Source organism: Eubacterium oxidoreducens (assembly GCF_900104415.1).
Lineage (GTDB): Bacteria > Bacillota > Clostridia > Lachnospirales > Lachnospiraceae > Eubacterium_C > Eubacterium_C oxidoreducens.
Genome location: NZ_FMXR01000014.1, coordinates 60487 through 84926 on the forward strand (window position 1 = coordinate 60487; position 24440 = coordinate 84926).

23 protein-coding genes are annotated in these 24440 nt (G+C 39.9%); 4 read left to right on the forward strand and 19 right to left on the reverse strand.

Annotation, left to right across the window (positions count from 1 at the left end; translation table 11 throughout):
- Positions 1-108: 108 nt before the first annotated feature.
- Entirely contained in the window at positions 109-1389 is a 1281-nt protein-coding gene (locus BLS20_RS09825) for an HlyC/CorC family transporter (RefSeq protein WP_090174197.1), read from the forward strand.
- Positions 1390-1431: 42 nt separating this feature from the next.
- On the opposite strand, the gene glyA is transcribed toward BLS20_RS09825, so the two are convergent.
- The gene (gene glyA, locus BLS20_RS09830) at positions 1432-2664 is read right to left on the reverse strand and encodes a serine hydroxymethyltransferase (protein ID WP_090174235.1); all 1233 of its coding nucleotides are present in this window, start codon (positions 2662-2664) and stop codon (positions 1432-1434) included.
- 418 nt (positions 2665-3082) lie between these two features.
- Between glyA and BLS20_RS09835 the strand changes: the two genes are divergently transcribed.
- Complete coding sequence (locus BLS20_RS09835; protein ID WP_143010253.1) at positions 3083-5281, forward strand: LTA synthase family protein; 2199 nt, start codon at positions 3083-3085, stop codon at positions 5279-5281.
- Between the two features lie 242 nt (positions 5282-5523).
- Here the strand turns inward: BLS20_RS09835 and BLS20_RS09840 are convergent, their stop codons facing one another.
- Positions 5524-6036, reverse strand: a complete 513-nt coding sequence (locus BLS20_RS09840) for a CarD family transcriptional regulator (RefSeq protein ID WP_090174199.1) — start codon at positions 6034-6036, stop codon at positions 5524-5526.
- A 222-nt stretch (positions 6037-6258) separates the two neighbouring features.
- Between BLS20_RS09840 and BLS20_RS09845 the strand changes: the two genes are divergently transcribed.
- Positions 6259-6996, forward strand: a complete 738-nt coding sequence (locus BLS20_RS09845) for a peptidylprolyl isomerase (RefSeq protein WP_090174200.1) — start codon at positions 6259-6261, stop codon at positions 6994-6996.
- A gap of 210 nt (positions 6997-7206) precedes the next feature.
- Here the strand turns inward: BLS20_RS09845 and BLS20_RS09850 are convergent, their stop codons facing one another.
- The 8 genes from BLS20_RS09850 to BLS20_RS09885 form a co-directional block, all read right to left on the reverse strand.
- Positions 7207-7638 carry a flavodoxin gene (locus tag BLS20_RS09850; protein ID WP_090174201.1) on the reverse strand — a complete coding sequence of 144 codons (432 nt, stop codon included), beginning with the start codon at positions 7636-7638 and terminating at the stop codon, positions 7207-7209.
- An 8-nt stretch (positions 7639-7646) separates the two neighbouring features.
- Entirely contained in the window at positions 7647-8264 is a 618-nt protein-coding gene (locus BLS20_RS09855) for a DUF3793 family protein (protein WP_176762363.1), read from the reverse strand.
- A 225-nt stretch (positions 8265-8489) separates the two neighbouring features.
- Positions 8490-8780 carry a TIGR03905 family TSCPD domain-containing protein gene (locus BLS20_RS09860; RefSeq protein WP_423230182.1) on the reverse strand — a complete coding sequence of 97 codons (291 nt, stop codon included), beginning with the start codon at positions 8778-8780 and terminating at the stop codon, positions 8490-8492.
- Entirely contained in the window at positions 8780-9253 is a 474-nt protein-coding gene (locus BLS20_RS09865; RefSeq protein ID WP_090174203.1) for a glutathione peroxidase, read from the reverse strand. Before BLS20_RS09865 ends, BLS20_RS09860 begins: the two co-directional genes overlap by 1 nt.
- A gap of 189 nt (positions 9254-9442) precedes the next feature.
- The gene (locus BLS20_RS09870; RefSeq protein ID WP_090174204.1) at positions 9443-10660 is read right to left on the reverse strand and encodes an aminotransferase class V-fold PLP-dependent enzyme; all 1218 of its coding nucleotides are present in this window, start codon (positions 10658-10660) and stop codon (positions 9443-9445) included.
- Complete coding sequence (locus tag BLS20_RS09875) at positions 10638-11081, reverse strand: hypothetical protein (RefSeq protein ID WP_090174205.1); 444 nt, start codon at positions 11079-11081, stop codon at positions 10638-10640. The genes BLS20_RS09870 and BLS20_RS09875 overlap by 23 nt, the downstream gene beginning before the upstream one ends.
- Before the next feature lie 12 nt (positions 11082-11093).
- Positions 11094-11513, reverse strand: coding sequence for a SufE family protein (locus BLS20_RS09880; protein WP_090174206.1), 420 nt, complete (start codon positions 11511-11513; stop codon positions 11094-11096).
- 251 nt (positions 11514-11764) lie between these two features.
- Positions 11765-13303, reverse strand: coding sequence for a fucose isomerase (locus BLS20_RS09885; RefSeq protein WP_090174207.1), 1539 nt, complete (start codon positions 13301-13303; stop codon positions 11765-11767).
- A 467-nt stretch (positions 13304-13770) separates the two neighbouring features.
- Between BLS20_RS09885 and BLS20_RS09890 the strand changes: the two genes are divergently transcribed.
- Complete coding sequence (locus BLS20_RS09890) at positions 13771-15351, forward strand: PucR family transcriptional regulator (RefSeq protein WP_176762364.1); 1581 nt, start codon at positions 13771-13773, stop codon at positions 15349-15351.
- Between the two features lie 180 nt (positions 15352-15531).
- Here the strand turns inward: BLS20_RS09890 and cysK are convergent, their stop codons facing one another.
- The 9 genes from cysK to BLS20_RS09935 form a co-directional block, all read right to left on the reverse strand.
- Positions 15532-16464 carry a cysteine synthase A gene (gene cysK, locus BLS20_RS09895; RefSeq protein ID WP_090174209.1) on the reverse strand — a complete coding sequence of 311 codons (933 nt, stop codon included), beginning with the start codon at positions 16462-16464 and terminating at the stop codon, positions 15532-15534.
- Between the two features lie 13 nt (positions 16465-16477).
- A complete protein-coding gene (locus tag BLS20_RS09900; protein ID WP_090174210.1) occupies positions 16478-17758 on the reverse strand; it encodes an O-acetylhomoserine aminocarboxypropyltransferase/cysteine synthase family protein in 1281 nt (426 codons plus the stop codon).
- Positions 17759-18117: 359 nt separating this feature from the next.
- On the reverse strand, positions 18118-19023 hold the full coding sequence (locus BLS20_RS09905) for a LysR family transcriptional regulator (protein WP_090174211.1): 906 nt from the start codon (positions 19021-19023) through the stop codon (positions 18118-18120).
- A gap of 81 nt (positions 19024-19104) precedes the next feature.
- Positions 19105-19767 carry an ABC transporter ATP-binding protein gene (locus BLS20_RS09910; RefSeq protein ID WP_176762365.1) on the reverse strand — a complete coding sequence of 221 codons (663 nt, stop codon included), beginning with the start codon at positions 19765-19767 and terminating at the stop codon, positions 19105-19107.
- Positions 19764-20966 carry an ABC transporter permease gene (locus BLS20_RS09915; RefSeq protein WP_090174213.1) on the reverse strand — a complete coding sequence of 401 codons (1203 nt, stop codon included), beginning with the start codon at positions 20964-20966 and terminating at the stop codon, positions 19764-19766. The genes BLS20_RS09910 and BLS20_RS09915 overlap by 4 nt, the downstream gene beginning before the upstream one ends.
- Complete coding sequence (locus BLS20_RS09920) at positions 20959-21351, reverse strand: DUF4418 family protein (RefSeq protein ID WP_090174214.1); 393 nt, start codon at positions 21349-21351, stop codon at positions 20959-20961. The genes BLS20_RS09915 and BLS20_RS09920 overlap by 8 nt, the downstream gene beginning before the upstream one ends.
- Before the next feature lie 28 nt (positions 21352-21379).
- The gene (locus tag BLS20_RS09925) at positions 21380-22675 is read right to left on the reverse strand and encodes an O-acetylhomoserine aminocarboxypropyltransferase/cysteine synthase family protein (RefSeq protein WP_090174215.1); all 1296 of its coding nucleotides are present in this window, start codon (positions 22673-22675) and stop codon (positions 21380-21382) included.
- Positions 22676-22684: 9 nt separating this feature from the next.
- On the reverse strand, positions 22685-23464 hold the full coding sequence (locus tag BLS20_RS09930; protein ID WP_090174216.1) for an ABC transporter ATP-binding protein: 780 nt from the start codon (positions 23462-23464) through the stop codon (positions 22685-22687).
- Entirely contained in the window at positions 23461-24429 is a 969-nt protein-coding gene (locus BLS20_RS09935) for an ABC transporter permease (RefSeq protein ID WP_090174217.1), read from the reverse strand. The genes BLS20_RS09930 and BLS20_RS09935 overlap by 4 nt, the downstream gene beginning before the upstream one ends.
- Between the last annotated feature and the right edge of the window lie 11 nt (positions 24430-24440).

Genomic DNA, 24440 nt, shown 5'->3' on the forward strand with positions numbered 1-24440 from the left:
GAATGACAAGGCATAACACTTCAATTCCTTCTTTCCTAACTTGTCATTCTTTCACACATACTATATAATGAGAAAAAATTTTATCATTTTAAGGAAGGTGGAATTTCTTTGGACCCCTATGACGCGATCCGACTAATTATAGTAATTTTATTAATTTTTTTATCGGCTTTTTTCTCTTCTTCAGAGACCGCTTTTACAACAGCCAGTAACATAAGACTACGTACTTTGGCTGCAGACGGAAACCCAAAAGCCCAAAAGGCCTTAGATCTTTGCAACAATATTGAGCGACTATTAAGTGCAATCTTAATCGGAAATAATGTTGTAAATCTATCCGCTTCATCTTTAGCAACCACATTGGGAATCCATCTTTTTGGAAGTATTGGTGCAGGTATTGCAACCGGCGCGCTGACAATTATTGTTTTAATCTTTGGCGAAATTGCACCTAAGAATTATGCAACTCGCAATTCCGAGAAGATTGCTATGAAATACAGTGGTTTTTTTACTGCCTATTCCACAGTATTAAGACCGATTATCTTCATAATTACAGCAATTGCCATGGGATTTTTAAAGCTGTTTCGTGCCGATACCGCTTCCATTGATGATGTCATGACAGAAGAAGAACTCAAAACGATTGTAGATGATTCTCATGAAAATGGAATGATTGAACCGGAAGAACGACAGATGATTTATAACGTGTTTGATTTTGATGATGCACAGGCAAAAGAAATCATGGTTCCCCGTCCTGATATGGACTTTGTAAAACTCAATGATACATATGAAGAAGTCATTGAAATTTATCGAAAAAACATGCATACCCGTCTTCCAATTTACGAAGACTCCACCGATAACGTAATCGGCATCCTAAATATAAAAGATCTACTGTTAATCGAAGACACCAATCACTTTTCCATTCGTGATTACATTCGTGAAGCATTCTTTACGTTCGAGCATCAGACCCTTGATGACCTATTTGCACAAATGCGAAAAGAATCTGCTTATATTGCAATTGTTTTGGATGAATATGGCGCAACAGCCGGAATGATTACACTTGAAGATCTTCTTGAAGAAATTGTCGGAGAAATCCGAGACGAATACGACGGAGATGAAAAGGATGATTTAGAACAAATCGGTGAAGGCGAATATCTCATTCAAGGAGTTATGAATCTTGAAGATTTAGGCAAGGAAATCGGCATTCCGCTTTCGAGCGAAGACTATGATTCTATCGGCGGATATCTGTTAGAAAAACTCGATCATCTGCCAAATGAGAAAGACAGTCTAATTACAGATGATGGGTTATTCTTCCGTATCGAAAAAATGGATAAGAACCGTATCGATACTATATATATGAAATTACCCAAACCACCTGTAACCGACAAAAAAAGTAACTAAACAAAAGAATGTCACCTCGGCGACATTCTTTTTTAGTGCTTTTTATTTTGTAAGTGTAAATTCTTTGGTCAATTCCTCCACAATCTTTCTTGCCTTTGGAATTGCTTCTTGTCTTTCCTTTACAATCATCGCAATTGCCTGTGCAATGCGATCCATCTGTGGCTCTTTCAAGCCTCTCGTAGTTGCTGCAGGTGTTCCAAGACGAACACCACTTGTAACAAACGGCGACTTTGGATCATTTGGAACCGTGTTCTTATTCGCCGTAATATGTGCTTCATCAAGCATCTTCTCAAGTTCTTTTCCTGTCATCTCATCTTTTCTAAGATCCACAAGCATCAGATGGTTATCCGTTCCACCGCTGACGATATCAACGCCGCGGCTCATTAGTCCTTTTGCCAATGCCTGTGCATTATTGATGACCTGCTGCTGATATTCTTTAAATGCCGGATCTAATGCTTCCTTAAAACATACTGCTTTACCGGCAATCACATGCATCAGTGGACCGCCTTGAATTCCCGGGAATACTGCCTTGTTGAAATTATATTTCTTAGCAACCTCTTCACTTGAAAGAATCATCCCACCTCTTGGTCCTCGAAGCGTCTTATGCGTTGTTGTTGTAACAACATCTGCATATGGAATTGGACTTGGATGTAGTCCGGCAGCTACAAGACCGGCAATATGCGCCATATCAACAAACAAAACAGCCCCTACTTCATCTGCAATTTCTCTAAATTTCTTAAAATCAATGATTCTTGCATATGCACTGGCACCTGCAATTATCATCTTAGGCTTACATTCTTTGGCAATTTTAAGTACTTCATCATAATCAATGAATCCTTCATCATTAACCCCATAAGGCACAATATTAAAATATGAACCGGAAAAATTCACCGGACTTCCATGTGTCAAATGTCCACCATGATCCAGATTCATTCCCATCACAGTATCATTCGGCTGTAGGATTGCAAACTGCACTGCCATATTAGCCTGTGCGCCCGAATGCGGCTGAACATTTACATATTCACAGCCAAACAGTTTCTTCGCCCGCTCAATAGCAAGTGTCTCAACAACATCAACACATTCACAGCCTCCGTAATATCTCTTACCGGAATATCCTTCCGCATATTTATTCGTCAGCACACTTCCCATTGCTTCCATCACTGCGCTACTCACCCAGTTCTCCGATGCAATCAACTCAATGTGACTACTTTGACGGTCATATTCCGCCTGAATAGCATTCGCTATTTCCATATCCGTACTTTTTAAATCACCCATGATGACCCCTTTCTTTTCTTTTCCCATATTATCGTTAAAATGAATACGCATCACGCATTCACAATTATAGCGAAATCTCCTTTTTATTTCAAGCAGATACCATTCCCTCACTACCGTATGTGCAAGGGTAATAAGAGGAAGAAAAATTTTTTCTATTCTCATTCATTCTTAATAAATTCTTTATTGACAACGAGATATAAAATTTCTATAATCCGAAAAGAGATTGGAGTAAAAAATAATTTACAATATTCACATTTTATTCACATCTTATGGTTAGAATATTTTTATTTATACAATGTATTCGCATAGGAAATAAGTTAACTGCCTGAACGCCGCTTCTGCGTCAAGGCTCTTAGAGCAAGTTCTAAATACGCTCTGTGAATCAGGGTATCTTTAATAAAAGGAGGGCAAGCTTTGCTTGTTTAATTATATGGGAAAGATTATTAAATTATTAAAAAAAATCCTTACAGGAATTCTAATTATTCCTTCCACCCTTTATATGGTTTTTGAATTTTTTTCAAAACATGTAAGAGCATTTCGCAGCAAAATGAATGCCCTAGACAATCGGCTTCGTAACAAGATTGAGAGTAATCCTCGTGTCATCAAGGCTGTTAGATTCATGAACAAATACTCCTTGATTATGCATTTTATTTTGGCTTCACTGACGGTCTATGCAATTGAAAGTATTTCCAGACATTCCATGATTGATGCCTTAGGATTCGTTACGGATACACCGGTTCGTTTCTTATATAATGTCATGATTGTTTTTGTATGTCTTCTTCTTGCATACCCGTTTCGCTGCCGCATGTTTATCCGAACCTTTGTCACGGTAGCCTGGCTGATTCTCGGTTCTATCAACGGAATTATTCTTGCGAACCGTGTTACGCCGTTTAACTTTACCGATTTTAAGATGATTAGCGATTTATTTGCTATGACCAATAACTACATTTCAATCCCGCAGATTATTGCCATCTGCGCCTTTATTGTGTTCTTGGTTGTATATATGATTATGTTCGCAATTAAAAGTCCTAAGTTCAAAGCTCGTCCAAGACGCGGCATTGCCATCTGTGGACTGCTTGTCAGCTTAGTATGTGTACCTTCTGTTACGAATGCTGCTGTTGCTACAGATGTTCTTGCGGATTACTTTGGTAATCTCGCACAAGGATACAAAGACTACGGTTTTATTTACAGCTTCTCAGCAAGTGTAATTGATCGTGGAATGAATCAGCCTAGTGATTATAGCGAAGAAGCAATCGAGTCTATTACGGAGCAGGTAGAAGAACAGACTTCCACAAGTGATCAACCAAATATCATCTTTGTACAGCTTGAAAGTTTTATTGACCCATATACGGTGAAGTTCTTAAATTACTCAGAAGATCCTACACCGAATTTCCATAAATTGATGGAGAATTACACATCCGGCTATCTTCAGGTTCCTGTTGTAGGTGCCGGAACAGCCAATACCGAATTCGAAGTCATGACCGGTATGAGTATTGAATACTTTGGACTTGGCGAATATCCATATAAGACAGTATTAAAATCACAGGTCTGCGAAAGTATTGCCTCTGATTTATCAGCAATTGGATACAGCACACATGCCGTTCATAACAATGGCGGTAATTTCTATGGTCGTGCCAATGTATTTTCTAATCTTGGTTATGATACCTATACTTGTAAAGAAGTTATGGATATCCGTACTTATAACGAACTTGGAACCTGGGCAACCGATGATATCCTGACCGGTGAAATCGAAAAATGCCTTGACTCAAGTGAAGATCAAGCCGATTACGTCTACACAATTACGGTTCAGTCTCACGGAAGCTATCCTTCTTATCAGGTATTTGAAGACCCTGAAATCGAAGTCACCGGAGCTGAGACAGAAGAAGAAAATTATCAATGGGAATACTTCATCAATGAAATCCACGAAGTTGATACCTTTATCGGCGAATTAGTAGAGATGCTATCCGAACGAGATGAAGACACGATGTTGGTATTATATGGCGATCATCTTCCAACTATGGGACTGACAGAAGACGATATGACCACCGGTTCTTTATATGATACCCAGTATGTAACCTGGAACAATTTTGGTCTTGAACAACAAGATAAAGATGTTACAACCTATCAGCTGACTTCTTATATTACGGATTTATTAGATATTCATGAAGGAACCATCTTTACTTACGAACAGGAAAATAATGTTTATGATTCGTCTGATGAGGATTATAAAGAATACAAAAACAACTTAGAGCTATTACAATATGATATTTTATATGGCAATAATTATGTATATGACGGCTCAGAAAATGCCCCTGTTGCCAGCGATATTGTAATCGGCATTGATGACGTAGAACTCAACAATGTCTACTATGACGAAGAAAGCCAAACACTTCGTGTCTATGGTAGCAACTTCACACAATGGAGTAAGATTTATCTCAATGATGAGAAACTTTCCACCACGTATGTATCAAATAAATACCTCTACGCAACGGATGTCTCAATCGATGATGTTGCCTCCATTGTTGTCAATCAGGTTGGTTCTAAAGAAACAATCTTTAGAAGCTCGAATGAATTGATTTACACACCTTCTGAATCAGAAGAATCTGTAAGTGAATAATAAAACAGGATGCGGTGCTTTTCCAAGCTGCCACATCCCATAACTCCAAAGAAAAACCTGCCGTGCTTTAGCGGCAGGTTTTTGTCAAGACTCGCACGCGAGTCTTGCGCGCCGGATTCGGGTCTGCTTCAGCAGACAAATTCCTGTCCGAATCCGTGTGCATCCTCGCGGAGCGTTTAACTCAGTCGGAGCTTGTTCTCCGACTGAGTTAAAGACTCGCTCTGTCTTTGTTACTTATACAATTATGCCTGTACCTTATGCTCTAACAATTCGACAAGTTTTCGATGCGCACTCTTAACATCTTCATGACGAAGATATGCCATCTCACTACAAAGAATCTTAACTGATTTTTTTAGAAAACTCTCATCACTACTGGTAATCTTCTTTCCAATATGCTCTCTTGTCACCTTGTGCTCATACAGTGTTTTTATCAAACGAAGTACTTTACCGGCATCTGCCGACTTTAATATTTCTCTATACTCTTCATCCTTTTTCCTTGCATCTCGCACCTTGATGGATTCAAGGTTATCTACACTCAACAGCAGTGTCTCCATCTCTTCAAGATTCATCACAGATCTTGAATGCACCTTTTTAGAATCAACAGGTGTTGTAATTGACACCTCGTTTTCTCCAAATGGAACGAGCGTGTAGTATAAAGCTCCATCCTGTTCTTTTGAAAATGTACTTTCTCCAATGTTATTCACAATGCATGCCCCTTGTGCTCCATATACAATACATTCGCCTACATGATACATCTTCCCTCTTCGCCTCTTTTCTCTTAAAATCTACTGATTATGTCGCCCCAAACAAGCATCTAGTTCTTTTATCCTAATTATTGTAAATCATCACGTCGCCCAGTTAGTATTATAACACGTTTTTTATTATTTCATAAGTAAAATTTTACTTTACAAACGCCCTTTCTTCACTCATAATATAGAAGATTATAACTATTTGACAAAAAAGAGAGGTATTATTCTATGAGCGATATTATAGCTAAAGTTAACGGAACTACCATCACAAGTGATGATGTAGACAAATTTATTGCATCTTTATCCCAGCAGCAGCGTATCTATGCAGCTGATCCAAATTTTCGTACACATTGCAGCCAGCAATTAGTAGAACGCGAATTATTCTACAATCTTGGAATCGAAGATGGTGTTGAAGATACACCAGACTACAAAGAAACCATGGAAGCTTTCCGCAAGAATCTGATTGGTCGTATTGCAATCACCAATCTATTCAAAGACATTGAATCTTCTGAAGCTGAGATGAAAGAATATTATGAAAAACACAAAGACGACTTCAAGAAAGGAGCCGTTGCCAGTGCACGTCATATTCTTGTTGATGAGGAAGCTAAGTGTAAGGAAATCAAGGATGAGATTGCCAAAGGAGATATCACTTTTGCGGATGCCGCTAAGAAATATTCCAGCTGTCCATCCAAAGAAAACGGCGGTGATTTAGGTACTTTTGAGCGTGGTCAGATGGTTCCTGAATTTGATGAAGTAACCTTTACCGGTAATTTGAACGAAGTTCTTGGACCTGTTAAAACACAATTTGGTTACCACCTGATTTTTATTGAGAATCGCAAAGATGCCTCTGTTGCTACTTATGAAGAAGTGGAAGAACAGATTCGCCAGGCTATCGTTGAAGGAAAACAAAATTCTGTATACGAAGCTAAGGTTGCAGAATTAAAGGATAAGTTCTTAGAAGACTAATCGCATATACCTACGACAAAACAAATGAAAAAAATACCGCTTTGGAAGTATTTTCCAAGCGGCATTTTTTATGTAATGATTTGAGGTCAAGACTCGCTCGCGAGTCTTGCGCGCCGGATTCGGATCTGCTTCAGCAGACAAATTCCTGTCCGAATCCGTGCGCATCCTCGCGGAGCGTTTAACTCAGTCGGAGCTTGTACTCCGACTGAGTTAAGCATATGCAAGCTGCTCGCCAAGTGCAACACATTCTGCTTTTGCAGCATCATCCGGAGCTTCCTGGCAGATGAGACCTTCACCATTTAATACCGATGCACCTGCACCGTTCATACGATCAACCCAGTCTCGCATCCATTCACCATCGCCCCAGCCATAAGAGCCAAATAAAGCAAGTGTCTTGCCTGCAGCAGCTGACTCAAACTCAGCTACCCATGGCTCCATCTCGCCTTCCTCTAACACTTCAACTCCCATTGATGGGCATCCAAGAGCAAGCTTTGTTGCGCCTTTTACCTGATCCACTGTGATATCCGATACATTTACAACTTCAGCTTCCTTTCCTGCCTTCTTAACGCCTTCTCCGATTGCGTTAGCCATTTCAAGAGTATTTCCTGTTCCTGTCCAATAAACTACATAAATCTTATCCATGGTTCCTCCTATACGGCAATCGATTTCATTGCCACATTCTGATAATATTTTAGGATCTGTTCAATCGTCATGCCTTCTGCATACATCACAAGCATACATTCACGTGCCTGATCATATTCCTCAAACAAAGCACGCTTTACTGCCGCATCCTTATATACTTTCCAATATCCCGAAAACAAAAATTGCGTTCCCTGCTTTCTGACAAAACCCACAACATCTTCAATCGGATAGCCCAAAAACAATCCCATCTCATGCGGAAAATCTGTCTTCGTAAGGATATGCGCGCGATATCTTTCACGAAATCGAAGTAATAGACTAGTCAAATTCTGATCACAATAACCGAGACTTTCAAGATAACTACGATTCCACTTTTCATTCAGATAGGCCACTAAAGCTTCCTTTCGAAACACCAAAAAGGTAACCCTCTCACCGTCATCTAATAACAGATAATAAGAAACATTCACCATCTTAAGCAAGCGAACTAGTTTTGGCACTTCTCTTTTGTGAATCCTAAGCAAATTCGAAACTTTAAGTTGCGCAATCAGTGGTGCACACTGTAGGATTAGCTGCATTCCCAATTTGCCGGAATTCAATTTTTGTACAATTTCTAAAGCTTCACGACTCATGACTTCTCCTTTATTAGATACTTCTAACATCAGTAATTGTACTCTATCCCAGTGTCGTTGTCAATATATATCTAATCATAATTATATACCTCTAACTTAAATTTCAGACAGATTCCTTTGCTAAGTGATAAGTCGAATAAGTCTTCCCCAAAACCGGAAAAATCCCCCGTCTATGCCAAATACATAGAAACGGGGGATTTCTCAGACTGAGTGAAAAATATGATTTCATGATTTACTTGCTTCATATGCTGCGCGAACCGCTTTCGCAAGTTGATCCGGACATGACGTCGGCTTCCTTCCGCAGGTGATTCCGGTTAAACGCTCCTCAATCTCATCAACGTTCATTCCATCCACCAACGAACAGATTCCCTTCTGATTGCCATCACACCCTCCAATAAACCGTACATTGCTTACTACCTGATCTTCAATATCAAGCACTATCTTCGCTGCACAAGTCATCGTACAATCATATTCGTAATGCATATTAACCTCTTCCTTTCCAATCATTTCACTCATTATAATAAAGCAGCTATATCTGAGTCAATATCTTCCGGCTTTTTATTTGGCGCAAATCTCGCAACCACATTTCCATCACGATCAACCAAAAACTTTGTAAAGTTCCATTTAATCTTGCTTCCTAACTTGCCCTTCTTTTGTGATTTGAGATACGTAAATAAAGGCTCTTCATTCGCACCATTTACGTCTATCTTATGGAACTGCTTAAACGTAATCCCAAATCGTCCGGTACAAAATGTTGCAATCTCCTCATCTGACCCCGGAGCCTGATTGGCAAATTGATTACAAGGAAAATCCAAAATCTCAAAGCCCTGTTCTTGATACTTATCATATAAATCCTGTAATCCATCGAACTGCGGTGTAAAGCCACAACCGGTTGCTGTATTCACAATTAATAAAACCTTACCCTTATACTCTTCTAACGATACATCCAAACCTTTTTGATCTTTTACTGTGTAATCATAAATACTCATAATTATGTCTCCTTTTCTTTTATATTGTGTGCTATTCAATTGTGTTCAATCTTTATATCGTTATATTACTATGCATTTCCTTCTTTGTCAACAACAAAAATAATTTTTTTCAATCCTCGCGGAGCGTTTAACTCAGCAAAAAACAGGCACGAAGGTATCTCTTTTAATGCCTTCGTGCCTGTTTCTTGCCTAGACTTTATATTGAAGCAACACTTTAATGACTCGTTGCATCGCTTCTAAAGCGCTATCAATGTCTTGCTTTGTGTTGTAAAATGCCGGTGAAATGCGAACCGCCTTATCCGCACCAAGTGAGGCCAACGCCGGTTGTGCGCATAGGTTGCCCGATCGAACTGCAATCCCCATCTTGTCTATCATGCTGGCCAAATCGTACGGATGGACGCCCTCTATTTCAAACGACACTGCGCCTGCTCGAATCTTTGGATGACCAAATATTCGTACACCTTCTATCTTTTCTAACCGTTCAACTGTATAAGCTAATAATTCTTCTTCCCAATTTCGTATCGCAAGAAAATCATGTTCATTTATATAACGCACCGCCTCTGCAAGACCAATGGCACCGGTTATATTGGGAGTTCCCGCTTCAAAGCAGTGCGGAATCGGGCCCCAGGTTGTTTCTTTTTCCGTAACCAGATCCACCATGCCTCCACCAAATCGAACTTTCTTGAGATTATTTAAACACTCTGTTTTTCCATACAAAACACCAATTCCTGTAGGACCTAGCATCTTATGTCCGGAGAAACAATAATACTCACAATCAAGATCATGTACATCAATGCCTTGATGCAAGATTCCCTGTGCCCCATCGATCAATACCTTGGCCTTGTATCGATGCGCAAGTGCAACAATTTCTTTAATCGGATTAACTGTTCCTGTCAAATTGGTCACATGTGCAACTGCCACAAGACGAACCTGTCGAGTCTTTAGCATCTCTTCCATATAATCAAGATCTAATTCCCCATCCTTAGCCGGACATACCAAAAACTCTGCTCCACTACGAAAGCATGCCTGCTGCCACGGAACATAATTCGAATGATGCTCAAGCTGCGTAACCATAATCGCGTCCTGTTTCGTTAGCATCTCCCGATAGCCTGCGGCTACGATGTTAATTGCATCCGTTGTCCCGGCAGTAAAGATTATGCTCCCCTCCCGGCAACCGACAAATTGTGCAATCAATTCTCGTGCATCTTCTACTTTCTTTGTAGAAATCTCACTCAGCTGGTGAATGCCTCTATGAATATTCGCATGGTCTTGCATATGATGTTTTGCAATGCTCTCTATCACTTGCCTAGGCATCTGAGAAGTTGCCGCATTGTCCAAATAAACAAGTGTGTGATTATGAACCTTTCTGTCTAAAATAGGAAAATCAGCTCTCCATTGATGATACATCTTCTCCTCCTAGTATCTCATATATGTAATCAACCAATTCCGTTACCGTTGTCACATTCGATAACTTCTCGGGATTTGGTGGGAGCTCTAGATCTTTTTGTACAGCATATAAAAGCAATACCTTCTTCGTCGACTCCGATGTCGCATGATCACACGGCGTTGCTGTATCGAGCTCATGAATCAATTTTACATCAAGCTTCATTGTTCTTGCAAGACTCAAAGAAGCAAGCGCTTTAATATCATCCTCCTTAACATCCGGTGCAAGAAGGTATTTGGATAATACATAACGTCTTACATGTTCCTCAATAAATTCCCGCGTTGGATTCTTATTTGCCTTAATCTGTTCGGCTTCCTTTGAGGTTGCTTCCTTTGCTTTATTCAATATATTTATAACTAATTGTCTTCTTTGTTTCGCATCCATGATTGCTCTCCTCTACAGACATTTTTTTGCATATTCTTGTATCGAGTTGACAACCGCATGAAGTCCCTTAAATCGATCTGTCGAAATCTGTCTGGCAATATTCGTTTCCGAAATAAAACGAGGTTCATATTCTATTATTTCCTGTGGAGTTCGATTATTAAGTAAGGACACTATAATCGAAATAATCCCCCGAATAATCAGTGCATCACTGTCTGCAAGCACCATTACCTTACCATCCTTATAAGAAAGCTTGAGCCACACTCCGGATTGACACCCCGGCACCTTATTGTCATCTCGCTTTTCTTCTGATGGAATTTTAGGCATCTCACAGGAAATCTGCAATAAGTATTCATATTGCAAAAACCAGTCTTCTAACATATTAAGATCTTCAATGAAGGTATTTTCGTCTTTTGCAATTGTCATTCTAGCCATATTCTCACCGCCTGTTCCTACCTTGCCAAAAGGGGTAGGAGCACAAAAGATGTACTCCTACCAAGAGAGAGTATTATTTCGAATCCCCACCTGCGCTAACGCTTAGAGGTGGGGGATTTCTCCGATGTCAAGACTCGCTCGCGAGTCTTGCGCGCCGGATTCGGGTCTGCTTCAGCAGACAAATTCCTGTCCGAATCCGTGCGCATCCTCGCGGAGCGTTTAACTCAGTCGGAGCTTGTACTCCGACTGAGTTAAACACTGTAAACTTCAAGTCCTAATGCTTCCCCTAATAGTTCAAGTTCTTTGGTATAATCCCCGTATACAAACGGAAGATGATTTCCGAAATTCAACTGAGCCTGGTAGAACTTCTCCTGATCTGCCACTCGATATACCACATATCCATTACAGTTATCAAGATCATAATCACCACCGGCTACGATTTCACCTTTGCCCACGAAAAGCTTGGTACAATCAGGAGAAATACGACAGATTGTGATATTTTTTCCTTTGTCACGATTCCAATCATAACGAAATACTGCTCCAAATCCTTGATCATATGCGAAATGACGAACTGCATACGGCTGATTTTTTTCATCAATTCCATGTAATTTACGATTCGGTGTTGAATGTGCTGTATGATAAAGATTGGTTAAATCCTCAACGCCTGCAAGATCTTCTATATGGAAACGTCTCATCGGGCGAATCGTATTTTCTTCAGGCAGATAAACTAACGGATTGGTATTTCCCATAAATGGTGCGTGATTCGAAATCGTTGACAAGATAAGCATTGTTAATACGCCATCCACATCATATTCACAAGCAGAAGGAATACCCTGTTCGTTTAACAATGAATGTGTCAAACAGAAGGTAAATCTTTGCTCATTTAATCTTCTTGTTGAACATGCATCCGGACATGGCGCTGTAAATCCACAGCAATCATGCAAATCTAAGAGCTTCTTTACTTCCACATAAGCCAGACATGAGCGAATCATTTCCTGACGTTCAATTCCTGCTTCATCCGCACCGGCAAGCAGATCGTCTGCAAGTTTTTCCGCTTCCTTGATATCTTCATCTGTTACATTTGGCGTATTCATACGACCCGGTGTCGTATAATTACCACCTTCCGGAAGTGGCATCATGTAATCAAACAGTTCATGCAAATTGAGGAAACGGAAGTTGGTGCCAAATTTTGTGGTTGCTCTTTCTAAGGAAAGGAAGGTGTCATTGGCACTCTTTGATACGTTAGAATCAAAACGAACTGCTAAAAGAACGTTCGCCTTCTTTAATGCCTTTCTTACGCGAAGTACTCTCATCTGCTGTGCAACACCTTCCCAGGTGAGCGGTGCGTAGCATTCAAGACCCATGTTTCGAATAACCGCTGTAACCGCTGTAAGGTCACAGCAAGTAGCCGGATCTTGGAATATCGGCTTCTTTGTTCTTTGTGCCAATTCAATAATCAAACCACTTCGTGCGATTCCTCCTGACATCATAAAGACATCAATTTCTTCCTTGTCTGTAGTCATTGCATCGAAGGCAGCTTCCGGAATCTTCCAGTCATCATGACAAGGAAGAAACAGTGGCTCTAACAGATTCACAGCTTCCTTTGGCATATTCTCTTCTACTAATTTGAAGAAATCCTTTTGCAGTTCCTGTGCCAAAATACCTTCATATTCAGGTGTTAATGCTTCCCCTTTCGCAAAACGGCATGGTCCTTCATAGTAATACTGGTGCTGTAAGCCTAAGAAAATCGGCTTTACGTTGAGCTTTACATCAAGTCCTCTTGTAATCATAAAATGTGACCCCCTTAAGATCATAGTTTGGGACGCGTATGATCGCGTCGTTGTTTTGTTCTAATCACACCATACCATCAAAAGGATTCTCATTTCATCAGGAACCATCCCAATTTTATCTCCCTATACTTGTGCATTCTGTATAAAACAAAAGTTAGAATATATCAACATCTCTTTTTCCCGGCAATTATATTTTTATTCCTACCGCTATCGTATGATTATGTTTTCCCCACATAAGACACTTTCTTGTATAAAATTCCAGGATTTTCAATTACAGATATAGATCTATTGTTCGCTATAACTTATCCTGCTCCTTCTTTTTTGTAATTTCCTCCAATAGTTTCTCTGTTTTTTTATATACTTCTACAATTTTTCCTCTTTTTAAAGCCTCTATGTTGTCATTCTTACTTGTAACATCTTATAATCTTTATATGAAACAACAATTTTTTTTAATTTGGAGCGAAATTATGAAAAATAACTTTTCTATCACCTTACAAATTCTTCTATCTGAACTTGATATTTCACTTGAGAATGAAATTCCCGATCGCGAGACCCCTTCTTTTGTCGGTTTCACCTTGTACACTTCTACAATAGTTTTATCCTCTGATAAAATTGTATTAGGTGCATTAACGGATATTCTTCCAATCGCCAAAAGCAATCCGGATATTTTCTTTCTATGTATTCGCGACCGCTATCATGACGAACACGAACCGGATGAACTTGCAAGTCACGTACTCATTCTAAAGACCAATGCAGGACTGGCTGATATTATCAACAAGGTCTCGGTTATCTTTGACCGCCATCGTTCCTGGCAAACGGCAATGGCTCTTTCTGTTTCTCGCGAAAAAGGTCTCCAAGACCTAATGGACATCAGCGAGCACATTCTTGACAATCATGTAGATATTTTAGATTCCACTTTCAAGTTGCTTGCCTATACCAAACATCTAGTTTCTGATGATCCTACAACACAATCCCTGATTGAACACGGCTATCATAATGAAGAAACGATTGAAAAATTCCGCAAATACAGACGTCTTGAGCAATTCGCCACGCAGACAGGCCTGATTCTTTCTGATGATTATCTGATGACCCAATACGAGACGGTAAAGAAAATCTTTCATGTAGGCGGACATCCGTCTATCTATGTCATTATGCAATGTAATCGCTACAAACCGGATGCTTACCGTCTCGACATCTTTGATATATTTTTACATTATGTTGAATATTATGCCAAAACCGATCGTTTTCATCGCTTTTCCTCTGCTGCATCCAAGCAATATATCTTAGATCTTTTAGAAAACAATATTCGCACACAAGATGAAGCCATCACGCGTTCCTCCAATGCCGGCCTGCCATTCCAGCAACAATACATCCTGCATCAGATTGGATTTGATGATGTCTTTAATATTCCTTGGGACAATCTTACGCAGCGTATTCAGGACGCTTTGCCATTTTCCTATGTTTTACAATACAATCGCAAAATAGTCATTTTACATAACCAAAGTAATCAGACCGATCACCTAATCACCGTTCATAGCGTGCTGAATCAGGCTCTGCAAAAATATCCCTGCCTTGTCGGTACTAGTAATATCTTTCATAATCTGTGGGAAATAAAAGCTGCCTATGATCAGGCAAATTGCGCCATAGAACATGGCGCTCATGTAAGACAAATCAAAGAAACCGACTATACACCGGTCTCTTATTATACCTTTGAAGAAAGTTTTTTAACGCTTCTTGTTGCTAAAAGTTTTCATTCCTCGCCTAACATTTTTCAAAACAGTTTTATGTTTTGTGCGATCCGCTTGCTTCTTGATTATGACCGGAAGCATAATAGTAATCTGCTAAAACTTTTAGAAACCTATTTAAAATGCAATCGTAAGGCAACCGACACAAGTGAAAAGCTCCACATGCATCGAAATACCGTATTGTATCACATGGAGCGAATCGAAAAGCTTCTAGATGTCTCTCTAAATGATTCCGAGGTATGTCTAAAGCTTCAGCTTGGAATCGAAGCGTATACCTGTAACATGATTGAAATTCATTTTTGACGCAGTCGGAGCACAAGCTCCGACTGAGTTAAAAACTCAATTACATTTTTCGAACCATGAATCATGCGAAGATCATGCTTGAGATGATTAGTAATACTCCTATCTTTTCATATCTTTATACTCTCTCTTTCTAAAATTGGACAAAGAGTCATCTTGCAGCCTCTTTGTCCAATATGATATCTATTCCGTAAATAATGCAGTCGAATAATAACGATCTCCACTATCCGGAAGCAACGCAACAATTACCTTTCCCTTGTTTTCCGGTCTTTTTGCTAATTCAATTGCTCCATAAAGCGCTGCACCGGACGAGATTCCAACTGAAATTCCTTCTTTTTTCGCTAACAATTTTGCAGTATCAAAGGCATCCTGATTTGGCGCTTTTAAAACCTCATCATAAACATTCGTATTTAATACATCCGGAACAAATCCTGCTCCGATTCCCTGTATCTTATGCGCACCGGCAGTTCCTTCTGACAGTACCGGAGAGTCTTTTGGTTCTAATGCTACTACTTTAATTGCCGGATTTTGTTCTTTTAAAAACTCTCCGGTTCCTGTTACCGTTCCACCGGTACCAACTCCTGCAATAAAGATGTCAACATTTCCATCTGTATCCTTCCAAATCTCCGGACCTGTTGTAGCCTTATGTATTGCCGGATTGGCCGGATTCTCAAATTGCGCCGGTATGAAACTGTTTGGAATCTCCTTTGCAAGTTCTTCTGCTTTTGCAATGGCGCCTTTCATTCCCTTACTTCCTTCTGTAAGGACAATCTCTGCACCATAAGCTTTAATTATATTTCTTCTCTCCACGCTCATGGTCTCAGGCATGGTAAGAATCAGCCGATATCCTTTGGCAGCTGCAATTGCAGCCAGACCAATTCCCGTATTACCGGAAGTCGGTTCAATAATCACCGAGTCTTCCTTTAATAGTCCTTTTTGCTCTGCATCTTCAATCATTGCTTTCGCAATACGATCTTTCACACTTCCGGCCGGATTAAGATATTCCAGCTTCACAAGTATGGTTGCTTCTAGTCCAAGTTCCTTTTCAATATTAACCACTTCCACAAGTGGAGTATTTCCAATTAATCCTAAAGTTCCCTTATAAATATTTGACATAATAACCTTCCTCCTATAATGCAGCAAATCCATTTTCAAGATCTGCAATAATATCCTCAATATGTTCTGTTCCAATAGATAAACGGATTGTATTATCCTTAATTCCCTGATCTAATAATTCTTCCTTAGAAAGCTGTGAATGTGTCGTAGATGCCGGATGAATCACAAGACTCTTAACATCTGCAACATTGGCAAGAAGTGAGAAAATCTTTAAATTGTCAATGAACTTCCATGCTTCTTCCTTTCCTCCCTTGATTTCAAAGGTAAAGATAGACGCTCCTCCATTCGGGAAATATCTCTCATAGACAGCATGATCTGGATGGTCTGCAAGCGATGGATGATTCACCTTTTCCACCAGCGGATGATTCTGTAAATAAGAAACTACTTTCTTCGTATTTTCTGCATGTCTGTCTAAACGAAGTGACAGTGTCTCCACGCCCTGAAGTAATAAAAATGCATTAAATGGAGAGATGGTTGCTCCGGTATCTCTTAATAAAATTGCTCTTATATAGGTAACAAATGCAGCCGGGCCAACTGCGTCATAAAAGGAAATTCCATGGTAACTTGGATTAGGATCGGCAATATTTGCATACTTGCCGCTTTCTTTCCAATTAAACTTACCGGACTCTACAATAACTCCGCCAAGTGTTGTCCCATGTCCTCCAATAAACTTTGTTGCAGAATGAACAACAATGTCAGCTCCATGTTCAAACGGACGAATCCAATACGGTGTTCCAAATGTGTTATCCACTACAACCGGAAGTCCCTTTTGGTGTGCCAGTTGTGCAATTGCATCAATATCCGGAATATCACTATTCGGATTACCAAGTGTTTCTAAATAAATAGCTCTTGTATCTTCCTCAATTGCGTCTTCAATTTCCTTAAGATTATGCGCATCTACAAATGTTGTTCGAATTCCATATTGCGGAAGTGTATGTTCCAATAAATTATAGCTACCTCCGTAAATGGTTTTTTGTGCAACAATGTGTCCGCCATTTGCCGCAAGTGCCTGAATCGTATAAGTAATAGCCGCCGATCCGGAAGCAAGTGCCAAGGCTGCGCTTCCGCCTTCTAAAGCAGCAAGTCTTTTCTCTAAAACATCCTGCGTCGAATTGGTAAGTCTTCCATATATATTGCCTGCATCTGCTAGTCCGAATCTATCTGCAGCATGCTGACTGTTATGGAATACATAAGATGTTGTCTGGTAGATTGGAACTGCTCTTGAATCTGTTGCCGGGTCTGCCTGTTCTTGTCCAACGTGTAACTGTAATGTTTCAAATCTGTAATTGCTCATATTTCATTCTCCTTTTCATTTCTTATTTTTTTGATGTATGTTGTTGAATTTTTTGATGTTTATATCCTATCATTTTAGTATGATTTTGGATAATCCTTAACTTTTATCGTATGTGATAAATTTTACTTATCACGGCAACTCACCAGCTAAAACCGGCAGTTAAAGCAAATGTCAAAAAAAAAAGAATGCCACCTGGCATTCTTCTCCCGGTAAGTCAAGACTCGCTCGCGAGTCTTGCGCGCCGGATTCGGGTCTGCTTCAGCAGACAAATTCCTGTCCGAATCCGTGTGCATCCTCGCGGAGCGTTTAACTCAGTCGGAGCTTGTACTCCGACTGAGTTAAATTACCTGTTCATCCTATTATATTTCTTTGAATTTGAGGATTTCATCAATATACTGTTTTCCATAAGAAGAGATATGTTCTTTATCTCTTAAGATATATCCAATGGTTAAAGGATCTTGCTCTTTTAACTTGATGGATACTAGTCCTTTTAACACCACATGGTCTCCTGAAAGCATTCCCGAACCGATCGAATATCCATGAAGATCTGCTATCAGCTCCATCGTTGTTGCTCTATCATCTGATTTAATCAGCTTCTTAAAATCGTAATCTGCCATCGCTTCTTCCGTAAGATAAAAGTTCGTATCATCACTTTGATCAAACGAAACACATGGATAATCCGAAAGCTCCTCTATAGAAATTTCCTCTCTTTGGGCAAACTCATGATCTTCCCATACGTAGATATAAGTCTCACATACCATAAGAGGTGTGAAGATTAAACCATATTCTCGAATCAGTTTTTTTAAAACAGCTTCATTCGAACTTGTAAATGATATGATTCCCACTTCGCTTTTCATGGAACGCACATCCTCAAGAACTTCTCTGGTCTTTGTTTCATGAATGGAAAACACGAACTTCTCCGGGTCGTATTTTTGAAGCACATTGGTAAAGGCTTTGATGGAAAAGTTAAAATGCTGTGTAGATACAGAAAACCGCTCTTTATCCAAATCCTTCGAAAAATATCGATCCTCTAAGATGGCATATTGCCCAATCACCTTCTTGGCATATGTAACAAACTCTCTACCTTCCTCCGTTATAGAAATTCCTTTATTGGATCTTTCAAATATCAAGATTCCAAGTTCTTCCTCAACCTCTTTAATGCTTGCCGACAATGCCGGCTGAGATATGAAAAGCTTTGTTGCTGCTTCTCTAATAGAAGATGCCCCTGCAACTTCTAATATATATTTCATTTGTGATATATTCATATAGTTATCCTCATTTCTATGCGGCAGAAATTCATATTCCCACCAACTTTATAGGAATATTAGCATCTCCACACTTTTGTGTCAATAGACACCCTTGACATCGTCTTTTTGATTTGACAAATGAATGATACGGTCTGCATCGGCAAATTTATAATCATGTGTTGCTACAATAACACTGTTGTTCGCCGATACATAATCATAAAGTGTCTGTCTTACCAGATCTGCTGTCTTCTCATCTAGATTCGATGTCGGCTCATCCGCTATCAACACTTGTGGCCTTTTGCATAATACTCCGGCCAAAAGAACTCTTCTATATTCTCCTGCGGATATCCTAGCCGGTGTAGATTGCTTAATGTTAGCAATTCCAAGCTCTTCAAAGATTTCATCAATCCTGTCTGTTATATCCTTGCAAGCAGTATTATTTAGCTTATAAGGATATAGAATATTGTCATACACACTCATCGATGGAATCAGACTTATCCCCTGCATCATATAACCGATTTTATGCTGTAACAGTGCAGTTCTCTCATGGCGTTTCATCTGTGTATAGATTTCACGTCCATCGATATAAACTGCTCCGCAATCCGGATGCAAACATCCTGTAATCACATTTAATAAGGTCGTCTTTCCAACCCCTGACTCCCCTTTTACCAGAGTGAAACTCTCCGGTTCTATCAGAAAAGAAAGATCTTCTATTCCACCGCTTTCATATCTCTTACTTATATGATCTGCAACCAATCTCACCTTATATCCTCCTTTACAATCAGAGATATATCTAATCGTATCATCCGAATTAGCGAATACACTGCTGCCACAAAAAGCACTGCCAGATTCACAAGGAAGCTCTTGATTATGATTTTCACCATTTCCCAAACTCCCGGTATTACAAAAGGCATTTCCAGATTCAACTTAAGCATCATTTCAAACGCGTATATCAAAAAGATTACCAAAGTATCAGCAATCACATGCGCCAACACAAGAACCAGCAGATATTCCCCCGCAAAAAAGAGCCAGACTTTCCATGCAGCTACACCATTTGACAATAGATAGCCAATATGAGGCTTTCGAAAACTCATATAAATCGTAATCACCGCAAAGACACCGATTGCTGAGACTAGTACGAGTGCCAATTGAAATATATTCATCATCTTACTCATACTCTCAATCTTTTGAAACAGCGTCGATACCATCGTTGCTTTGCTATATGCATGAATACCATCATCTTCATAATAATTCAGAATACTTTGCTTAATTTTCTCCGGCTCATATCCATCTTCCACTTCGATTAAAATCATAGATATTTGCTCCACACCATTCCTAGTCGGATATACGATACTGTATCCCTCCTGCGAAGCAATCTCCTGCGCCGCTTCAAATGAAATAAATGCACCGGTATCATAGCCCATGCCGGTCTCTTCAAGAATTCCTATCACGGTAAATTCCACCCCAAAGAATTGCACTGTCTCTCCTTTTGAAAAGCCCGTAGCACTTCCCATTATAATTTCATTCTTCTTTGGGGTCGCAATCTCTTGCTTGCTAAGCCATTTACCAATTGTAAAGTCCGTATCCGGATCGTATGCTATCATCTGTATTCCTCCGGCCGAGCAACAGTCCGCCGAAAGTGTGGCAATATATCGCTGGGCGCTGATTTTGGAGATTCCATCCATCTGTGCAAGAGTTTCAAGCCAGGTTCGATCCATATCAACGGTAGCTGCCTCTCCTTCAAATAATGCGTTTTGCATATCTGTGCTATACGAAGACGGAACCACAATCACATCAGCCCCCAGACGGTTTTGTGTTTCTTGTACTCCTTGCAAAGAACCATTTGTCACCAAGGCGCCGCCCACTATTACAAAAGTTGTACATAAAAACAGCAAAAACAAAATCGCCGCTGTAAATCTTTGTGTTCTTAAATCCTTAAGAGCCATCTTAATACTAGTCATGATTTCTCCTACTTGAAATAATACTGGCAAGAATATACAAAACTCCTACCACGATAACAATTGCTGATGCAATTTGCGTTGCCGGCACCGTACCCACAACGCATGCCATGGTCTTCATATCACAGTAACCAAAATATTGCGGAACTAATTCTCCGATGATTCCGGTTATGGTCGTTACAATGCCTAACCATATATAGGCTTTATTTTCCTTTATCACAAACCCTGTAAGTCCATTTAATACAACAAAAACTCCTATTACTTGCACTGCTTTTGCCATGTACGTGCAGGCTGCTCCATCCATATCACATGGTGCAAAAAAAGTTTGCGGTGCCACTACCAAAAAAATTCCTGCAATGATAACAATAATTCCCAATAATTTCTTCATATCTTTATAACATTTCCTTTCTTTCTGTCTATAACTGCTCAAATGCCTGTTTCAAATCCTCGATGAGGTCTTTTACATCCTCAAGTCCAATGGAAAGTCGTATTGTCTGTGTGTCAATATCTGCTGCCTGTAAGTCTTCCGGTGTAAGTTCACCATGTGTCGTTTGCGCCGGATTAATTATTAAGGACCTTGCATCTCCAATATTGGCCTGAAGACTGAATATTTTCACCGAATCAAGTAATCGATGCACGGTGTCAAGATCTCCCTTTAATCCAAAAGAAAGAATTGCCGCCGCTCCTTTAGGTGCATACTTTTCCGCCAGCTTTTTATAAGGGCTACCTTGTGCCCATGGATGCTTCACCCATGCCACCTCATCTCTTGATTCCAAAAAAGAGATGATTTTTTTCGTGTTATCCAGCTGCTTATTTAAGCGTTCAGACAATGTCTCAATGCCAATCAGTGCCAGATATGCATTAAACGGACTTAACGCAGCTCCCATATAATTTAAATAAACAGCTCGAATACGCCCTGTAAATGGAATATCCACAAACAAATCAAGAAAACTTCTCGGTGTTCCATCAAGATCATTTAGAAAATAAGGTGTCTTAAAAAACTGCGGATACTTATCCTTATTCCAATTAAACTTACCATTTTCAACTACAATACCTGCCATCACATTGCCATGTCCCGTAAGTCCTTTTGTGGCAGAATATACAACTACGTCCGCCCCAAACTCAAATGGATTGATCAGATATGGTGTCGCCAATGTATTATCTACAATCAGAGGAATACCATACTGATGGGCAACCTGTGCTATTTTCTCAATATCCAAAACCGTTGCATTCGGATTGGATACAGACTCGATATAAATACATTTTGTATCTTCCTTAATTGCTTCTTCATAAGCCTTGATATCATCCGGATCTGGCACTAAATCTACCTGTACTCCATATTCCTTAAAAATCTGTTCAAAGCTATCAAAAGATCCACCGTACAGTCTTGGCGATGCCAAAATTCTGCCACTACCTCCTGTCACGTTTAAAAGTGAATACGAAACTGCTGCCATTCCACTCGCTACAGCCACCGCACCCGTCGCACCCGGATGCATCTTAACAATACGTTTTTCTAATATTTCAGTAGTCGGATTCGTTACCCTTGTGTACAACGAATCCGAGCTGTTAAATGAAAACAGTTCCAAACCTCGATTTATATTATCTAGTTCAAATGCAACTGTCTGATAGATTGGTACCGAAATTGCCCAATTATGTTCTGCCGGATTATATCCGGCATGAATCTTTGCTGTATCAAATCTTTGTGCTTCCATATATACCTCCTAAATCACATATTCCGGCAAGGCGTCTTCACTGGCCAGTGCAAATTTTTCCATTAATTTATTTCTTATCGTTACAAATTCACTACCACTTCTATTTCGCGGATGTGCAATTTTTATATTCATAATCTCACTGATTTTACCCGGTCGAGGTGTCATAATAATAATCTTGTCCGACAAATAAATTGCCTCATCAATATCATGTGTAACCAATAGCATCGTAATCTTATTTTTGTGTTTTATTTCCAACAATTTGTCTTGTAAATTCGCTCTTGTAAAAGAATCCAAAGCTCCCATCGGCTCATCTAAAAGCAATATGTCCGGACTGTTTACCAACGCTCTTGCAATCGCCACTCGCTGTGCCATACCACCGCTGATCTGATGCGGATAGACATCCTCAAATCCCGTTAGTCCGGTAAGTGTTATATACTCTTTTACCAATTGGTTCTTTTGTTTATATTGTCCGGATGCCTTTAATCCATATGCAATGTTTTGTTCTACAGTAAGCCATTCAAACAAACTTCCCTGTTGAAATACGTATCCAATCTGCTGGTTATTCTTACCAACCGCCTCCCCCCTTAGACGGATATTTCCTTTCTCAATTTGATCTAGACCCGCAATCATTCGAAGAAGAGTTGTCTTACCACAACCAGAGGCTCCAATAATTGAGACGAATTCTCCCTCTTCAATTTTGAAATTAACATTTTTTAGTGCCAACGTCTCCTTATCCTCGTCCTTGTAAATGCGTTCCACATTCTCAACCTCTAAAATGGCATTCTTCACTTAACCACCCCTTTCTGCCATCGCAATAATGAGTTTTGTAATTTATCTGTTCCCCATTTAATCAGGCTGAACATGATAGCCATTACTACAATTGCTGCAAACACTTTGTAGTACGCACTCCATGCCTTAGATGCATTGATGTAATATCCCAGACCTCCGGGCTGTCCCATCATTTCTGCCATAACCAGATTGGTAAATGAGAACGCTTCTGCCGTTATAATTCCGGTAAAAATCTGTGGCAAAGCATGCGGTATGGCAACGGTAAATATCTGTCGAAGTTTGCTCGCGCCCAGCATCTGTGCTGCCTCATACTGCACCTTGGGTGTTGACATGATTCCAAGTGCACTAAGAGATGTCACCGGAAACCATACACATATTACAAGTAGGAATACCGCTGCCTGAAATGAAGTTGGAAACAGGATCAGTGCAAATGGCATCCATACAACAGCCGGCAACACCCCGCATATATTAAGCACGGGTTCAACCCAATACGCTGCTTTTGCATAATAACCAATGAGTACACCTGTAACGATTCCAATCACGGCCCCTAAAATAAATCCCCATGCAAATAGTCTTACCGAATACAATGTGTTCTCCCATATGGCACTTCCATCTTCCAAAAAGGCCTGTGCAATTCCTGCCGGTCCCGGGAAAAACGGTTGCGGCAGGAGCTGAAATTTGCTTCCGGCAATATCCCATGCTGCAAGTGCCAACCCTAGCGCCAATCTGCGAGAAGATTTCTTTTGGTATATCTTCTTCTTCGTTTTATTTTTTTGGGAAACCATCCACAGAATCACCCAAAATATTGCCAGGCCAATTAAAAGTATTTTGTATAAATCGTTTCCACTTAATCTAATCGGACCGAGTGGATATTCTGTAAGATTTTCCCCATCCACATAGGGCACAAATATTTGAATCAGTAATGCTGCAACTAGACCGGCAACCGATTTAATTAATCCTTTCAACGATATTCCTC

Bases quoted from the DNA above. Each gene is read 5' to 3' on its own strand.
- BLS20_RS09840 (WP_090174199.1), bottom strand. From the start codon at position 6,036: ATGTATCATGTAGGCGAATGTATTGTATATGGAGCACAAGGGGCATGC.
- BLS20_RS09860 (WP_423230182.1), bottom strand. From the start codon at position 8,780: ATGAGTGAAATGATTGGAAAGGAAGAGGTTAATATGCATTACGAATAT.
- BLS20_RS09925 (WP_090174215.1), bottom strand. From the start codon at position 22,675: ATGGAAGCACAAAGATTTGATACAGCAAAGATTCATGCCGGATATAAT.
- BLS20_RS09890 (WP_176762364.1), top strand. From the start codon at position 13,771: ATGAAAAATAACTTTTCTATCACCTTACAAATTCTTCTATCTGAACTT.
- BLS20_RS09900 (WP_090174210.1), bottom strand. From the start codon at position 17,758: ATGAGCAATTACAGATTTGAAACATTACAGTTACACGTTGGACAAGAA.
- BLS20_RS09870 (WP_090174204.1), bottom strand. From the start codon at position 10,660: ATGTATCATCAATGGAGAGCTGATTTTCCTATTTTAGACAGAAAGGTT.
- BLS20_RS09920 (WP_090174214.1), bottom strand. From the start codon at position 21,351: ATGAAGAAATTATTGGGAATTATTGTTATCATTGCAGGAATTTTTTTG.
- BLS20_RS09915 (WP_090174213.1), bottom strand. From the start codon at position 20,966: ATGACTAGTATTAAGATGGCTCTTAAGGATTTAAGAACACAAAGATTT.
- BLS20_RS09905 (WP_090174211.1), bottom strand. From the start codon at position 19,023: ATGAATATATCACAAATGAAATATATATTAGAAGTTGCAGGGGCATCT.
- BLS20_RS09865 (WP_090174203.1), bottom strand. From the start codon at position 9,253: ATGAGTATTTATGATTACACAGTAAAAGATCAAAAAGGTTTGGATGTA.
- glyA (WP_090174235.1), bottom strand. From the start codon at position 2,664: ATGGGTGATTTAAAAAGTACGGATATGGAAATAGCGAATGCTATTCAG.
- BLS20_RS09855 (WP_176762363.1), bottom strand. From the start codon at position 8,264: ATGAGTCGTGAAGCTTTAGAAATTGTACAAAAATTGAATTCCGGCAAA.
- cysK (WP_090174209.1), bottom strand. From the start codon at position 16,464: ATGTCAAATATTTATAAGGGAACTTTAGGATTAATTGGAAATACTCCA.
- BLS20_RS09885 (WP_090174207.1), bottom strand. From the start codon at position 13,303: ATGATTACAAGAGGACTTGATGTAAAGCTCAACGTAAAGCCGATTTTC.
- BLS20_RS09875 (WP_090174205.1), bottom strand. From the start codon at position 11,081: ATGGATGCGAAACAAAGAAGACAATTAGTTATAAATATATTGAATAAA.
- BLS20_RS09845 (WP_090174200.1), top strand. From the start codon at position 6,259: ATGAGCGATATTATAGCTAAAGTTAACGGAACTACCATCACAAGTGAT.
- BLS20_RS09880 (WP_090174206.1), bottom strand. From the start codon at position 11,513: ATGGCTAGAATGACAATTGCAAAAGACGAAAATACCTTCATTGAAGAT.
- BLS20_RS09850 (WP_090174201.1), bottom strand. From the start codon at position 7,638: ATGGATAAGATTTATGTAGTTTATTGGACAGGAACAGGAAATACTCTT.